This is a genomic window from Acidovorax sp. LjRoot38, assembly GCF_964252975.1.
GTDB lineage: Bacteria > Pseudomonadota > Gammaproteobacteria > Burkholderiales > Burkholderiaceae_C > Acidovorax > Acidovorax facilis.
Map to the genome: position 1 here is coordinate 140,308 of NZ_CAXUPT020000012.1, position 15,252 is coordinate 155,559.

At 66.8% G+C, this 15,252-nt stretch carries 14 protein-coding genes and 1 tRNA gene; 6 read left to right on the plus strand and 9 right to left on the minus strand.

Going from position 1 to position 15,252, the window contains the following annotated elements:
• Window positions 1–4: 4 nt before the first annotated feature.
• Both ACSQ22_RS20075 and ACSQ22_RS20080 read left to right on the plus strand, forming a co-directional pair.
• The gene (locus ACSQ22_RS20075) at window positions 5–997 is read left to right on the plus strand and encodes a 2-dehydropantoate 2-reductase (RefSeq protein WP_436131348.1); all 993 of its coding nucleotides are present in this window, start codon (window positions 5–7) and stop codon (window positions 995–997) included.
• Between the two features lie 117 nt (window positions 998–1,114).
• On the plus strand, window positions 1,115–1,417 hold the full coding sequence (locus tag ACSQ22_RS20080; RefSeq protein WP_436131349.1) for a hypothetical protein: 303 nt from the start codon (window positions 1,115–1,117) through the stop codon (window positions 1,415–1,417).
• 32 nt (window positions 1,418–1,449) lie between these two features.
• Here ACSQ22_RS20080 and ACSQ22_RS20085 read toward each other — a convergent pair whose 3' ends face one another.
• Complete coding sequence (locus tag ACSQ22_RS20085) at window positions 1,450–1,983, minus strand: Lrp/AsnC family transcriptional regulator (protein ID WP_436131350.1); 534 nt, start codon at window positions 1,981–1,983, stop codon at window positions 1,450–1,452.
• Window positions 1,984–2,072: 89 nt separating this feature from the next.
• Here ACSQ22_RS20085 and ACSQ22_RS20090 point away from each other — a divergent pair, with 89 nt between their 5' ends.
• On the plus strand, window positions 2,073–2,963 hold the full coding sequence (locus ACSQ22_RS20090) for an EamA family transporter (protein WP_436131351.1): 891 nt from the start codon (window positions 2,073–2,075) through the stop codon (window positions 2,961–2,963).
• 143 nt (window positions 2,964–3,106) lie between these two features.
• Entirely contained in the window at window positions 3,107–3,328 is a 222-nt protein-coding gene (locus tag ACSQ22_RS20095) for a hypothetical protein (RefSeq protein ID WP_431150536.1), read from the plus strand.
• Between the two features lie 38 nt (window positions 3,329–3,366).
• On the opposite strand, the gene ACSQ22_RS20100 is transcribed toward ACSQ22_RS20095, so the two are convergent.
• The gene (locus ACSQ22_RS20100) at window positions 3,367–4,188 is read right to left on the minus strand and encodes a hypothetical protein (protein ID WP_436131352.1); all 822 of its coding nucleotides are present in this window, start codon (window positions 4,186–4,188) and stop codon (window positions 3,367–3,369) included.
• Between the two features lie 180 nt (window positions 4,189–4,368).
• Here ACSQ22_RS20100 and ACSQ22_RS20105 point away from each other — a divergent pair, with 180 nt between their 5' ends.
• Window positions 4,369–4,746, plus strand: a complete 378-nt coding sequence (locus ACSQ22_RS20105; RefSeq protein ID WP_121420981.1) for a hypothetical protein — start codon at window positions 4,369–4,371, stop codon at window positions 4,744–4,746.
• Between the two features lie 130 nt (window positions 4,747–4,876).
• Here the strand turns inward: ACSQ22_RS20105 and ACSQ22_RS20110 are convergent.
• The 7 genes from ACSQ22_RS20110 to ACSQ22_RS20140 all read right to left on the minus strand — a co-directional run bounded on the left by ACSQ22_RS20110 (window position 4,877) and on the right by ACSQ22_RS20140 (window position 14,470).
• A tRNA-Arg gene (locus tag ACSQ22_RS20110) sits at window positions 4,877–4,951 on the minus strand.
• Window positions 4,952–5,006: 55 nt separating this feature from the next.
• Window positions 5,007–9,440: a translocation/assembly module TamB domain-containing protein gene (locus tag ACSQ22_RS20115; RefSeq protein ID WP_436131353.1), complete on the minus strand. Its 4,434-nt coding sequence runs from the start codon at window positions 9,438–9,440 to the stop codon at window positions 5,007–5,009.
• 14 nt (window positions 9,441–9,454) lie between these two features.
• Complete coding sequence (locus ACSQ22_RS20120) at window positions 9,455–11,410, minus strand: autotransporter assembly complex protein TamA (protein WP_436131354.1); 1,956 nt, start codon at window positions 11,408–11,410, stop codon at window positions 9,455–9,457.
• A gap of 133 nt (window positions 11,411–11,543) precedes the next feature.
• Window positions 11,544–12,731, minus strand: a complete 1,188-nt coding sequence (locus ACSQ22_RS20125) for a vWA domain-containing protein (protein WP_121420979.1) — start codon at window positions 12,729–12,731, stop codon at window positions 11,544–11,546.
• 18 nt (window positions 12,732–12,749) lie between these two features.
• A complete protein-coding gene (locus ACSQ22_RS20130) occupies window positions 12,750–13,352 on the minus strand; it encodes a GNAT family N-acetyltransferase (RefSeq protein WP_436131355.1) in 603 nt (200 codons plus the stop codon).
• 16 nt (window positions 13,353–13,368) lie between these two features.
• Entirely contained in the window at window positions 13,369–13,605 is a 237-nt protein-coding gene (locus ACSQ22_RS20135; protein WP_436131356.1) for a hypothetical protein, read from the minus strand.
• A gap of 10 nt (window positions 13,606–13,615) precedes the next feature.
• Window positions 13,616–14,470: an AAA family ATPase gene (locus ACSQ22_RS20140; protein ID WP_055401588.1), complete on the minus strand. Its 855-nt coding sequence runs from the start codon at window positions 14,468–14,470 to the stop codon at window positions 13,616–13,618.
• Window positions 14,471–14,576: 106 nt separating this feature from the next.
• Here ACSQ22_RS20140 and ACSQ22_RS20145 point away from each other — a divergent pair, with 106 nt between their 5' ends.
• A complete protein-coding gene (locus ACSQ22_RS20145; protein WP_218301864.1) occupies window positions 14,577–15,239 on the plus strand; it encodes a c-type cytochrome in 663 nt (220 codons plus the stop codon).
• Window positions 15,240–15,252 lie beyond the last annotated feature (13 nt).

Genomic DNA, 15,252 nt, shown 5'->3' on the forward strand with positions numbered 1-15,252 from the left:
CCGCATGCACTTCATCGTTCTCGGCGCAGGCGCCATTGGTTGCTATGTGGGGGGGCGCCTTGCGGCCCATGGCCAGTCGGTCTGCCTGGTGGGCCGCCCGCATGCGATGGAGCCCATCGCCTTGAACGGCCTGAAGGTGACCGATCTCGACGGCTTTGACCGCACCGTGCCGGTATCTGCACTGCAACTGGCCCACACGCTGGCCGACGCGGCGCCGGGCCCGGACAGCATCATCCTGCTGTGCGTCAAAAGCGGCGCCACCGAATCCGCTGCGCGCGAACTGGCCGACGCCTGTGCGCCGGGAACGCCCGTCATCTCGCTGCAAAACGGCGTGGACAACGTGGCCCGCGTCACAGCTCGGGCGCCAGGCCTCAGTGTTCTGGCGGGCATGGTGCCTTACAACGTGGTGCTGCGCGGCGCCCAGGTGCACCGTGCTACTGCGGGCCATTTGCAACTGCAGCGTGATGCCGTCACCGAACGCATCGCGCCGGTCTTCAACGCTGCAGGCCTGGCCACCGTGTTGCCTGCCGACATCCGTGCGGTGCAGTGGGGCAAGCTGCTGCTCAACCTCAACAACCCGGTCAATGCGCTGTCCGACCTGCCTCTGCGGCAAGAGCTGCTCGACCGCGACTGCCGCCGCGTCTTCGCTGCCCTGCAAACTGAGGCGCTGCGTGTGATGGCGCGTGCAGGCATCAAACCCGCCCAGGTCACCGCCGTGTCGCCCACGCTGCTGCCCCATGTGCTGCGCCTGCCCAACTGGCTCTTCACACGCCTGGCAAAACGCATGCTGCAGATCGACGCCAAGGCCCGCTCGTCGATGTGGGACGACCTGGAAGCCGGGCGTGTGACCGAGATTGATGCACTCAGCGGGGCTGTGGTGAGGCTGGCGGCTCAGCAGGGCATGGAGGCGCCGCTGAATGCGCGCATGTGCGAGCTGCTGGGCGGCCCGCGCCAGCGCCTCACGGGCGCGCAGATGCGCCGGTTACTAACCCTGTGATTTCGTCATCGGTTTGGCAACAGCCTGAGGCGATTCAGTTACGACGTATGGGTCCGTCAAATTGATGAAGTGACGTGACAATTGAGTCATCGTCTTTTCCTTAACGAGACTCCAATCATGTTGACCAAGAAGCAGAAATTTTTCATCGCTGCATGTGCTGCCGTGCTGCTGCACGTATTGTTTTTTTCATACAGTTTCGATGAACCTCTTTTGACCGACCCTCTGCAAATTTTCTCTATCGGCCCGGTTCGCATGTCTTACGCTGAAGCTCCGCTCTATCTGTTTCAAGGAGCTTTCATTCCTCAGCTTTTGGGCCTCGTCACTCCCCTCCTAGTCTTGGTAGTCGTGGGCTTTATGTTCTACAACGACCTACGTGCAACCCCGCTTGCTGCCAAGCAAGATCGAGGCAGCAGCTCGTAGATCGGTTCCTCAGCGTAGTTTGACATTTGGGCCTAGCCTTCCTGTCGGGCTCTGCGTGCTGGGCCGATCTGCGGATACTGTGGGGTGGGCACGTTGTCCAGCGGCACGCGCAGCCCGGTCTTGAGGCTAGCCAGCGCCACCGAGGTCCGAAAGCGCTTGATGTTGTTATCCCCCTCAAACAGCCGCTGCGTCAGCGCCTCATAGTCGGCCATCGACGCCACGTTCACCACCAGCAGATAGTCCGCCTCGCCCGTCACGCTGTAGCACTGCTGCACGGCGTCCTCGGCAGCAATGCGCGCACGCAGCGGGGCGGTGCGGTCGGGGCGCTCGTTTTCCAGGTGCACCTCCAGCACGATGGTCAGCGGCTTGCCCACCTTCACCGGGTCCAGCACCGCCACGTTGGCGCGGATCACTCCGCTGTCTTTCAGCCGCTGGATGCGCCGCTGCACAGCGGGGGCCGACAGGTTGACGGCCTGCGCAATCGCGCGCTGGGGCGTGGTGTTGTCGGTCTGCAGAATGTCCAGGATGGCGAGGTCAAAGCGGTCGAGTGCTGGGGTGGCGGGCATGGGGCGCCTCGTGGTGGTGAGCGAAAGTTGCGCGCGGGCCCTGAAAATCGAGCAAAAAGCACGCATGGGTCACACTATATTTTCAACCCATGAGCGCTTCCCTTCTGCACCGTTTTTTCCCCTTTCTGGCCGTTCTGGGCTCCGTCACCGCGTTGGGCATTGGTACCTCCTGGGCCAAGCACTGGCTGTTTCCGGTGGTGGGCGCGCAGGGCACCACCGCCGTGCGCGTGGGCTTTTCGGCGTTGCTGGTGCTGTTGCTGTGGCGGCCGTGGCGCTGGCATCTGTCGCGGGCCGATGCGGGTGCCGTCATGTTGTACGGCGCGGCGCTGGGGGGCATGAACCTTATGTTCTACATGTCGCTGCGCACCCTGCCATTTGGGCTGGCGGTGGCCATCGAGTTCTCAGGGCCGCTGGCGGTGGCGATCTGGTCTTCGCGGCGCGCTGTGGATTTTGTGTGGGTGGCGCTGGCCATGGCCGGGTTGGGCATGCTGTTGCCGCTGGGTTTGAACGGCAGCACGCTGGACCCCGTGGGAGTTTTGTATGCCCTGGGCGCGGCGGTGTTCTGGGCGCTGTACATCGTGTTCGGCAAGCGCGCCGGGCACCTGCACGCCGGGCACACGGTGTCGCTGGGCCTCCTGGTGGCGGCGCTGGTGGTGGTGCCGGTGGGCGTGGTACATGCGGGCGCTGCGCTGCTGTCGCCCACCGTGCTGCTCATCGGGGTGGCGGTGGCGGCGGTGTCCAGCGCCATTCCGATCTCGCTCGAAATGATGGCCTTGAAGCGCCTGCCCAAGGAGGCCTTCGGCATCATGATCAGCATGGAGCCTGCGGTGGCTGCCGTGCTGGCCTTGCTGCTGCTGAGCGAGCACCTGAGCGCCATCCAGTGGCTGGCCATTGGCTGCATCGTGGCGGCGTCCATGGGCAGTGCGATGACGGCTGGTCAGCCCTCTGGCGCCGACCGCGCAGCGCCTCAGGCGGCCTGAGGGCGACCGGCGCCATCGCGCATCGCCTGGGCATATCCAGACCTCCGGGATGGCCGTCCCGCTGACACCCGGCCGTCGGCAAAGGATGACACGCACAGAGCGCGCTCCGTGGCCAGAATGGGTCTATCTCACAGGAGCCGCCCATGATGCGCACTTCGCCGTTGCCACATTCCAAGGTCTCTGAGGCTGAACGCAAGGTCAGCGCGATCCTGGCCGACCTGGAAGAAGCGACCCATTCAGAGGTCAAAGACATCGCTTTGGAAGACGTGGTGGAAACCGACGCCGCTAGCGGCCAGCCTGCCGTGCACCAGAGCGTCGACATCACCGTACAGCCGCGCGCGCAGCGCAAGTGGCTCACCAAATAACGCAATAGCCCGACGCCCTTGGCTGGGCTGCCAGCCGGTCAACCGGCGGTAGGTCGGCCGCCTTGGCGCAGCTGCAACACCCGTGCAATGAGGTTGGCATACCCTTCGTCTGCCTGCGCCAGCAGCGGTAAACCTGTCTCGCGCACGGCATGGTCCACCGCGTCGGTCCATGCGGGCGTACCGGGCGCCGCCTGTGCTCTGGCCATGGCACCCAGCACCAGTTCTTGCCCCCAGAAGTACACCTGGTCGGCGTGCACGTTGGCCTGCATGCGCTGCACCTCCGCCAAGGTTTGTGGCTCCGCCAGGTACAGCCAGATGTCTGCATACAGGAAGTCAACGGGCGTGCCCTGGGGGTGCCACTGCAGCGCGTCGGCCTGCACCAGCTCTACCTTGCGCGCTGCGGACTCCGGCAGCCCCTCCAGCACGCGGCAACGGCCAAACAGCTCCAGCACATCCCCATCCCGCTCCACCACGGTCACGCGCTCCACCGTGGGTTGTAGCGCGATGTTGGCCGCCACCCAGCCCATGCCCAGGCCCATCACGACCGTGTGGCCCCGCGCATGGCGGCAGGCCAGTTCCTGGCTTTCCACTTCCATCGGCGACAACGACATCCAGGTTTCCCACCCGCCCGCAGCGCTCTGGCGCATCAGCACTGTCGAGCCCGGGGTGACACACGGGCCGCTGTGGTAGCCACGGTCCAGCCCCACGCCTGTGCGCCTCATCTGCCAGGGCCCCACGGCTCCATCGGGGTACTGCGGCATGTGCCAGTGCGGAGCAAAAACGGGAATCCCCAGCGCCTGCGCCAGTGCGCTGGCGGAGGGCTGTGGGGCAAAGGGGAGGATGGAAGGGGATGCCGACATAGGCTGATCTTAGGTGGGGAACTAGCGTATTGACTTGAGAAAGTGCGCATCTGCCGGGGGCACTGGGCATTGTCCGACAGCCTCACGGTCTGCAGGATGGCGCACACGGCGCTGAGTGGACCCTAAAAGAGAGGGAGACGAAACCGTTTTGTTTTGTCACCCACTTCCCAGGAGACGCACATGCATCCATCCACGCTCCCTCATCCGGCCACCCCACCGGTGGATGAAGACCTGGCCGACCAAGCCCGCCCCGGCTACGGCATCCCGTCGCAAGACCCGCGACCTGGCGCCCAGACCGCCCTGGAGCCCGAAGACGCAGAGCGCGAGGCCCATTCCGTGCTGGTGGGCGGCGGCATGATGGCGGGCGCGGCTGCCGGTGCGGCCGTGGGCGTTGCAGTCGCCGGCCCGGTGGGCGTGGTCGTCGGAGGCACCTTGGGCGGCATTGCGGGTGCGCTGGGCGGCGCAGCAGCGGGTACGGCGGTCAATACCGAAGAGGCTGGTGAGGCAACTAAGGCTACTTCCGACAGCGGCGTGCGCGGAGACGGTTCAAGAAGCTGAGGGCGGCGGGCCTTCGTGTGGCTACAGACTCCACCGCACACACTGCGAGGAGCCTGCCGTGAAAATGCTTCTATTTTGATAGCTTTCAGCGCTTATCTATCAAGCGATAGAAGCCATTTCGCTATGAATTTGGTCCCCTCGACAGGAATCGAACCTGTATCTAGCGCTTAGGAGGCACTCGTTCTATCCATTGAACTACGAGGAGGCAAGACAGCCGCGCATTGTAGTGGGCACGCGCACGCTGTCTGGCGTGCGCAGCCTCAGTCGTACTTCACCGTGTAGATGATGTCCACCGCGCTCTTCTCGCCCGTTTGCCCGCGCAGCGTGAGGCTGCGGGTAAGGTCGTAAAAGATGTACAGCGTGCCCAGCGTGCCCGACAAGCTGCGTTCGTAGGTCACATACAAATCCTTGGACAGGCGTTTGCCGAAGGTGAGGGCGGCGGCGCTGGCGTCTTCGCCTGTGGTGGCGCTGCGAAAGCCGATTTCGTCCAGGCCGATGCGGCTGGCGATGTTGGCGCTGGTGTTGCCGCCACCCTTGCGGCCCAGCAGGGCCAGGGCGGCCTGCTGCATCACGGCGGCTTCGGCGCCGCCGGCGGAGGCGTTGCGGCCCAGGACCACCCACGAGAGTTTTTCGGCATCGGGCAACTCGGGGTCGGAATACAGCTTGACGCGCGGCGCCTGGGCGCTGCCGGTGACCTGCACCCCAGCGCGCACGCTGATGTTGGGCCGCAGCGCCAGGATGTCGAGCGAGGGGTTGTTGTAGGGGCCGTTGAAGCGGATGAGCCCCGTCTCCACGTCCAGCATCTGGCCCCAGGCGCGGTAGCGGCCTTCGTCGGTGCGCACTTCGCCGGTCACGCGCGGTGGGGCGCCGGGCACGGCGCTGCTGCGGATGTCCACCTCGCCCGTGAGCCGTGTGGTGATGCCCTGGCCGCTCAGGGCAAAGTCGCGCCCCAGGTTCAGGGTGATCGCGATGTCGGGGGGCTTGGCGGTTTCGGCCTGGGCCGCTACCTGGTTGGCCTTGGCGGCGGCCTGGGCCTTGGCCTGGTCTTCGCGGTCCTTGGCGGCAGAGCGCACGACCACGTCCGAGCCCAGCGTGGGCGCGGTTTCGTCGGGCAGGATGATGGTGGCGCGGTCGGTGGTGAGCTTGCCGCGCAGGCTGATCTGGCCTTGCTGAAGCTGTGCTTGCAGCTGGCCCGACACGCTGATCTGCCGGTCGGCCCGCACCAGCACCTGTAGCGCCTTGGCCTCGGCCTGCAGTGACATGGTGATGCCTGACAGGCCCGTGGCTGCGGTTGCGGTGGCGCTGTCGCCCCAGCTCACGCGGCCAGTAGCGGTGAGCATGCCGCCGTCTTGCGGTGCGTAAGTGCGGTTGCCGCTGAAGCCCGCAATGCGCGCACCGCTGCCGCGCCCGCCCTGCAGGCGGAACTCGGTGATATTGAGCTGGTTGCCTTGCAGCGTGGCGCGCAGGCGGCCGCCCTGCAGGTCTACACCATCGACCACCGAGCGCACGGCCATGTCATCAGCCCCCAGCGTGCCGGCCCAGCGCGGCGCATTGCGGGTACCTGACAAGGTGGCGCTGGCGTCCAGCGTGCCGCGCACGCGCCAGCCGGGAGGGGCCAGGGCCGACCACACGCCCACGTCGGGCAGGCGCGCGCGCAGGGTGCCAGCCAGGGGGGAATCGGGCGTCCAGGTGAAGGGCGAGGAGGGGCTGGCGCCCGCAGCGGCGGAGGCGCCGGGCGCTCCGGGTGTGAGACGGGTGCTGATGTTGGCCTGCACCTCGCCCGCCCGGTCGCTCGCCCAGGCGAGTTGGGCGCGCAGGGCCTCGCCTTCGATCTCGACGGTAACTTCGGCCTGGCGCACACCGGCGGCGGTGCCTGCCCCTGCACCGGATGCAGTGCCTGGTGCCGAGGGGCTTGCCGAGGCCTCGGTGGCGATCACCGCCGCAGCGCCTGCGCCAGTGCCCTGGCCGCTGCTTTGCACGGCGGTGATGGCGGTGGCGTCGCCCGCCAGGATGCGCAGGTCGCCACTGGCGCGGCGCAGGCTGGCGCTGGCGCGCAGGGGGCCTTGGGTGTTGTCCACGTTCCATTGCCCGTCCAGCACGATGCTGGTGGCCAGCCCCATGCGGGCCAGCAGCGGCTGGGCAGGGCGGCCTGCGGCGGCCGGGGTGTTGCCCAGGCCCAGCGCGTCGACCCAGGCCATGGGCAGGCCCTGCACGGTGCCCTGGGATTGCAATTGCACAGGGTTCGCGCCGGTGACCACGTGCAGGGGCTGCCACCGCAGCACGGCGGTGCCGGGCAGGGGGCCGGTCAGGCGGGCCTGGCCTGCAGTGGCCAACACGGTGTAGCCCGCTGTTGGCGAGCGTGTACCGGTGGTGGCGCGTGCGGTGATAGATACGGGCTCGGCCAGTTGCAGCGTCCAGGGGCCGGGGCGTGCGGTGTCTTGTGCCACCAGCCGCAGTTCGCTGATCTGCACCTGCGCCCCTTGCGTGGGTGTGGTCAGCCCGCCCGTGGCGCGGGTTTGCAGGGCCAGCCGCTGCATCTGCTGGGGCTGGGATGCATTCAGCCGGGCTTCGCCATCCAGCGTGAGCGTGGCCTGCGCCAGGGTGCCCGAGAGGCCGGCCTGCACAGCGCGCAGTTGCACGGCGGTGGCACCGCCGCCCTCGTCTTTACTGGGAGGCAGTGACAGGTCCAGCAGCGGGGTGGAGAGCTCGGCTTGCAGCTCGAAGGTGGCTTTGTCCGATGGCGGCGTGTTGCCCGCACGGCTGGCGTTGGGGGATGTGCTGTCGCTGGTGGTTGCGGTGGCGGCTTGCAGTTGCCGGGCCGCTGTCTGCCAGCCACCTTTCCATCGCGCGTTCAGCTGCGCGGCGCCTTTGGCGGTGGCGCCCTGCAAGGCTTCTTGCAAACGGGTGCCCACCAGCGGCAGGCTGGCCAGCCAGCGTTGGGTTTGGTCCACGTCGGTCCATTGGACCTGCAGGTCGCCCGTACCCGCCTGGGGCGCCAGGCTGCCTTGGGCGCGCGCTGTGGCGCCGGGCACGGTCAGCGCAATCTGGCCCTGGCCCGACAGATCGCCGGGGCCCACACGCAGGTTGGTGGCTTCAATGCGGGCCTGCAGGGCGTCCAGCAGCAGGCGATCCAGCTGCAAGGTGCCGCCGGGCTGGGTGGGTGACGGGGGTTGCCAGCTACCTTGGGTGGTCAGCGTGTTGATGCGCAGCAAGGCGGGGCGGTTGGTGGGGGTTTTGCCGGAGGCGGCGGTGCCGGTGGCGCGGATATCTGCCGTAAAGCGCACCACGTCGCCCTGCATCTGCGCGCCCACGCGGCCCGCCAGCGGGGTGGCTGCCCAGGCGGTGTGCAGGGCGTCTGGGCGCAGGTTGCGCAGTTCAGCCTGGCCCTCCAGCGCGCCGGTGGTGGGGGTGTAGTTGCCCTGCAGGGTGACTGCGCCGGTGCCTGTATTCACAGTGGCGCCGGGCACCGTCCAGCGGATGCCGTCGTAGCTGGCATCGGCCTGCAGGGCGGTGATGGGCAGGCGGGCCTGGTCCCACGGGCCTGCTAGTTCGTTGCGCAACTGTGCGTTGACGGTCCAGCCAGTGGGCGCAGTCGCCGCACCTGCGCTGGGCCCGGTAGGCCCGGCGGGCCCTGCCTGCACGGTGCCATGCAGCTGGGTGGCCGGGGCTTGCGGCCACAGCGCTGCCAGATCGACGGCGCGCAGCGTGGCTTGGGCCGATTGCAGGGGCTGCGGGGACCAGGGTGCCAGCGTGGCCTGCAGGTCGGCCTGCATGGGTTCTGCGGCGGGTGGTGGCGGTGCTGCTGGTTTGGCGGTGGGTGGTTTGGCAGGGGCAGGGGGTGGCTGCGTGGGCCCGGCCTGGGCGGCGGTGGGGCTGATGCGCGCCTGCAGCTGTAGCTGCGCTGCCGCTGTGGCCAGCGTGCCTTGCAGGGTAGCGTGTGCACCCACCTGCAGGGCGGTGGTGCCGCCGGGCACGGCGGCGCTCACCGTGCCGTCCACGGTGGCGTTCAGCGCCATGGGGGCCTGGGCCTGCAGCGTCAGCCGCGCGGTGTATTGACCCTGGGCCAGCGCCACGCTGGCGATGTTCAGGCGGTGCTCGCGCCCGTCAAAGCGGTAGTCGCCGGCCAGGCCCTGGGCCTCCACGGCCGGGGCACCCGCCCATTGGATCTGGTCTACGCGGAACGGCACGCCGATCTGCAAGGGCAGCACTAGCTGTGTCAGGGGCGTGGGTGGCTCTGCACTGGGCTGGCTGCCCAGTGGCGTGATCTGCACGCGTGCGGCATGCACCTCGCCCAGCTCCAGGCGGCGTTGCAGCAACGGGGCCAGCTGCCAGCCCAGGCGGATGTCGGTCACCTCCACCGACAGGCTGGGGCTGCGCCAGCGCAGCCAGCCAATACGCCCCCCGCTGCGCAGTGATCCGGTGACCTCGCGGCTCTCCAGCTGCTGGTTGGCGGGCAGGTACTGCGCCGCGCGCGCCAGCGCCAGGGCCAGCGACGTGCTGCTGCCTGCCCACCACCACACGGCGGCTGCGGCGGCGATCAGCAGCGCAATCACTGCCACCAACAGCCAGCCCAGTGCACGCAGCACACGGCGGCCACGGCGCGGCGAAGGGCCCGGGCCACCCGGGTGGCTGGGCGACGCCCCTGCGCTGAAGTCAGAGGAGCGTGCGCGGGGTGTCGGGGAGTGGGGGGGCATGGGTGCAGCGCTCATCAGAAGCTGAACCCCAGCCGCAGGTGCAGCCGCACCTCCTTGGTTTTCACGCCATAGGCCAGGTCGGCCTGCAGCGGCCCCACTGGGCTGCGCCAGCGCACGCCAGCGCCAATGCCCACGCGCGGGTCCAGGTCGCCCAGGCGGTCGGCCACGGCGCCAGCATCCACGAACAGCGTGCTCTCCCAGTCGGTCATGGCGCCCTGGTAGACGATGGGGCGCTGCCATTCGACGCTGCCCACGGCCAGGTAGCGGCCGCCGTAGAGCTGGCCGTTGTCGGTGCGGGCGCCGATGCTGCGGTAGCCGTAGCCACGCACCGTGGTGTCGCCCCCGGTCAGGAAGAGTTGGGTGACAGGGATCTGCGCGCCATCGCGCGCCAGCACGGTCCCGCCCTCTGCGCGCAAGGCCACGCGGGCACTGCGGCCCACGCCAGCGGCGTCCTGCACGCGGCCTGCGGGGATGAACGACTGCCAGCGCACCAGGGTGCGCACAAACGGGTCGCGCTCAGGCCGCAGCGTGGTGCCCAGCCCCACCTCCACGGCGATCCCACGGCCGCGCGTGGGGGCGGTGGCGCTGTTGAAGTAGCGGCCCGTCCAGCCGTAGTTCACGCTCAGGGCCGTGCTGGTGTCGGAGGGCGACTGCACGTTGGCGGCAAGCCCCTGGCTGTTGGCGTAGTCGTACTGCAGGAAGTAGTTGCGGTCGATGTTCTTGGTGCTTTTGCTGCGGCCGTAGCGCACGCGCCCGCTGTTGACGTCGTAGTCGCCCGTCGCCTCGCGCTGCAGCTGGGCGCCTGCAAACCAGCGCCAGCCGTTGTTGTTGGGCAGGTCGGTCCATTCGCTGCTGGCGTGTTTGGTCTCGCGGTCCAGCGAGAGCTTGCTCACCGCGCGCCAACCGATGACGGGCAACTGGTTGTGGATGTGCTCCAGCGACAGGCGCGCGCCGCTGTCCGTCGAGAAGCCGGGGCCGAACACCAGCTTTTGCGTCGGTGCCTCACGCACCTGGGCCACCACGGGCGCGGCCTGCGGGTCAGTGCCCTCGGTGTCGAGCGTGAGGAACACCGAATCGTAGTAACCGCTGCTGGCCAGCCGCAGCTGGGCGTCGAGCAGTTCGGCCTCGTCATACACCGCGCCTGTGGGCAGGCGTGCCAGGCGCCGGGCGCCGTCGGGGTCGTAGCGCTGGCTGCCCTCTACCCGCAGCGGCCCAAAGCGGTAGGGCGGGCCGGGCTCGTAGGTCACGCTGAGCTTTGCCGCGTGTTGGTCGGCATCGATCTCGGCCCGGCTGCTGGCGATGCGGGCGGTGGGGTGCCGGCGCGCCTGCAGCTGGCGCAGGCCGTCGTTCTTGGCCGAATCCCAGGCAGACTGGGTGAACGGCTGGCCCGGCTGCAGGGACCAGTTGCGCTGCACGCGCTGCTGCTGGCGGATGCTGGCGCTGGTACCGGTTTCTTCTGTTGGTTGCTCCGCGCTGGAGCTGTCCGTACCGCCCGTGTTGCCAGTGAAGTCGATGTCCGCGCTGGCAATGCGGGTCTGCGGGCCGGGCTGCACCGTGACCACCACCGTGCGCGGGGCAGCCTTGCTGTCGGGCGTTTCGGTCAGCTCCACCGTGATGGTGGGTGCAAAGTAGCCCATCGTGCCCAACAGTTCGCGGGCGTTGGCATCGGCTGCGCCCAGCAGGCGCTGCAGCTCGTTGGCGTGGAGATCGGGCAGGTGGCGGAAGCGCTGCAGTTCCAGGTGGCGCTCCAGCGTCTCGCGCACGTTGGCGGGGGCGTTGACCTGAACGGCGAAAGAGGGCGTGCCCGATTCGGCAATGGCAGGGGTGGGCGCCGAGCCTGTGCTCTCGCTATCCTCACCGCGCGGCAGCAGGCTGCAGCCCTGCAGGCACAGCGCGCTGAAAAGCAGCAACGCCGACCATGGGGCCGGCGTTGAGAAAAGGGCAGTGGGGCGCAGGACGCGAAAAGGCACGGCAGGAGAAGGTGGTTTGGGTGGTTGGGGCTGGCTGCAAAACCGGCCCACCGCCACTATGCACCCAAAATCAGCCCCGTCGTGTCAGACAGTTCCGCGCGATGGGCTCCAAAGCGCTGGGGCCCCATCCCGCCTACTTCGACAGCAGCCGCATGGTCTCTTCCAGCCCCTTGAGCGACAGCGGGTACATGCGGTTGCTCACCAGTTGTTGGATGATGCTGATGCTCTGGCGGTACTGCCATACGCCCTGGGGCTCGGGGTTGATCCACGCAAACTTGGGGAAGGCGTGCGTGAGGCGCTGAATCCACTCGGCGCCCGCTTCCTCGTTGTTGTATTCCACACTGCCGCCAGGCTGCAGGATTTCGTAGGGGCTCATGGTCGCGTCGCCCACAAAGATCAGCTTGTAGTCCTTGTTGTACTTGCGGATGATGTCCAGGGTCGGAAACTTCTCGGCGAAGCGGCGGCGGTTGTTCTTCCACATGAAGTCGTACACGCAGTTGTGGAAGTAATAGAACTCCAGGTGCTTGAACTCGCTCTTGACCGCGCTGAAGAGTTCTTCCACCCGCTGGATGTGCTCGTCCATCGTGCCACCCACGTCCATCAGCAGCAGCACCTTCACGTTGTTGTGCCGCTCGGGCACCATCTTGATGTCCAGGTAACCCGCGTTGGCGGCCGTGCTGCGGATGGTGTCGGGCAGGTCCAGCTCCAGCTCATGCCCTTCGCGCGCAAACTTGCGCAGGCGGCGCAGGGCCACCTTGATGTTGCGCGTGCCCAGCTCCTGCTGGTCGTCGTAGTCCTTGTAGGCGCGCTGCTCCCACACCTTCACGGCGCTCTTGTTCTTGCCCGCGCCGCCAATGCGCACGCCCTGCGGGTTGTAGCCGCCGTGGCCGAACGGGCTGGTGCCGCCCGTGCCGATCCACTTGCTGCCGCCCTCGTGGCGCTCCTTTTGTTCTTCGAGGCGCTTCTTGAGCGTCTCCATCAGCTCGTCCCAGCCCATCTTCTCGATGGCGGCCTTTTGCTCGGGCGTGAGCTCGTTTTCCAGGATCTTGCGCAGCCAATCGGCCGGGATCTCCTTGGTGAAGTCGGCCACCATCTCCACGCCCTTGAAGTAGGCGCCGAAGGCCCGGTCGAACTTGTCGTAGTGCTTCTCGTCCTTGACCAGCGTGAGGCGCGAGAGGTTGTAGAAGTCGTCCAGGCTCCATGCGTCATCCGACTTGGGGCCCACCACACCGGCCTGCAGGGCTTCGAGCAGGGTGAGGTATTCCTTGACCGACACGGGCAACTTGGCCGAGCGCAGGGTGTAGAAGAAGTCGATCAGCATGATTTTGGCCTTCAGCGCTTATTTGGTAAGCGTTCGACGCTCTAAAAGGTATAGCAACTGCGCCTTGGCCTCAGGCCACTCGCCTGCGCGCATGCTGTACATCACCGTGTCGCGAATGGTGCCGTCGCGGCGCAGCGCGTGGCCGCGCAGCACGCCGTCCTTCTTGGCGCCCAGGCGCTCGATGGCGCGTTGCGACGCAAAGTTGTAGTTGTCGGTGCGCCAACCCACCACATGGCAGCCCAGCGTGTCGAAGGCGTGGCCCATCATCAAGAGCTTGGCGGTGGTGTTGACGTGGGTGCGCTGCACACTTTGGCAGTACCAGGTCCAGCCGATCTCCACGCGTTTCACAGCGGGCACGATGTCGTGGTAGCTGGTGGAGCCGAGCACCTTGCCCGTCGCGTCATCCACCACCGCAAAGGCAAAGCGGTTCCCGTCTTCGCGCATCTTCAAGGCGGCTTCGATGTACGCGCGGGTGTCCTGGGGCTCGGGTACCGAGGTGATGCGCAGCTTCCACAGCTCGCCATCGGCCGCAGCGGCGGCCAAGCCGTGTTCGTGGGAGAGCGCCAGGGGCTCCAGGCGGATGCCTCGGTCGCGCAGGGTGACTGGTTCTACAAAAGCCATGGGTCTTTTCTCTTCGTCAATCCTTGGAGGGCTTGTTGCGCCGACTGGTCTGCCAGCGCCGCGCAGCGTGCAGGCCCAGGCCGCCGCCCAGTCCCACCAGGGCAATGCCCACCAGGGCCGGGGTGCCGTAGCCTGGCGCAAAGATGTCCATGCCCAGCCACTGGCCCAGCCAGAAACCAGCGAGTGCGCCGCCAACAAAACCAATGGCGTCGGCAATGCCGTCTGCCAGCGAAGGGGGAGGGTGTTGGGACATTGCCGGGGAGTCAGCGGTTGCGCTGATTCATGAACACCAGCTTTTCGAACAGGCTCACGTCCTGTTCATTCTTGAGCAGCGCCCCCACCAGCGGGGGTACCGCCACCTTGTTGTCGGCGCTTTGCAAGGCGGTGAGCGGAATGTCTTCAGCCACCAGCAGCTTGAGCCAGTCGATCAGTTCGCTGGTCGATGGCTTCTTCTTGAGGCCCGGCAGGTTGCGCACGTCATAGAACGTCTTCATCGCCACGCTGAGCAGCTCGCTCTTGAGCGTGGGGAAGTGCACGTTGATGATCTGCCGCATGGTGTCGGCCTCGGGGAACTTGATGAAGTGGAAGAAGCAGCGGCGCAGGAAGGCGTCGGGCAGCTCCTTTTCGTTGTTCGACGTGATGAACACCAGCGGGCGGTGCTTGGCCTTGATGAGTTCGCGCGTTTCGTAGCAGTAGAACTCCATGCGGTCGATTTCGCGCAGCAGGTCGTTCGGGAATTCAATGTCGGCCTTGTCGATCTCGTCGATCAGCAGTGCCACGGGCCGGTCGGCCGTGAAGGCTTGCCACAGCACGCCCTGGATGATGTAGTTGCGGATGTTCTTCACGCGCTCTGCGCTGTCGCCGTCGTTGAGCTGGCTGTCCCGCAAGCGACTCACGGCGTCATATTCATACAGGCCCTGCTGGGCCTTGGTGGTGGACTTGATGTGCCACTGCAACAGCGGCATGTCCAGCGCCTGGGCCACTTCCTCGGCCAGCATCGTCTTGCCCGTGCCGGGCTCGCCCTTGATCAGCAGCGGCCGTTGCAGCGTGATGGCGGCATTGACGGCGAGCATCAGGTCCTGGGTGGCGACGTAGTTCTGGGAGCCTTGGAATTTCATGGGGGAAAACACCGGATCGTTGATGAATGGGCTTGACAGGGCGCTGGCTATAATCGGCGGCTGATCAGAGCCCAGAGCTGAACTTCCACGAGATTGTGCGCGCAAAATGAACAAAACGCTGACCACGCTATTTGCCCTGGCTGTCGCTTCCGTGACCGCCTTGTCCCATGCCCAGGAAGCCAAAGGCGACGTGGAAGCCGGCAAGCAAAAGATTGCCATGTGCATTGGCTGCCACGGCATTGTTGGCTACCAGGCCAGCTTTCCTGAGATCCACAAGGTGCCCATGATCTCGGGCCAAAGCGCCAAGTACATTGCGGCAGCGCTGGTCGCCTACCAGAAGGGCGAGCGCAAGCACCCCACCATGCGCGGCATTGCCGAGTCGTTGTCCGAGAAGGACATCGCAGACGTGTCGGCCTACTACGAACAGCACGGCAAGACGGGGGCCGAGCTGCCCGCCAAGCCCGGCCGCGAACCCAGTGTGCAGGTGGCCGAGCTGCTGAAGAAGGGCGCCTGCGTGTCATGCCATGGCGACAACTTCGCCAAGCCCATTGATCCCTCGTACCCCAAGATCGCCGGCCAGCATGCCGACTACCTCTTCGTGGCCCTCAAGTCCTACAAGGTCGAGAAGAACGCCAATGTGGGCCGTGGTAACGCCATCATGGGCGGTGTGGCCAAGCAATTCACCAACGCTGAGCTGAAGGCGCTGTCCAACTACATCAGCGGCCTCGACGGCGATCTGCACACGGTGCCCCAGTCGCGTTTCCGTTAAGCGACACCACCGT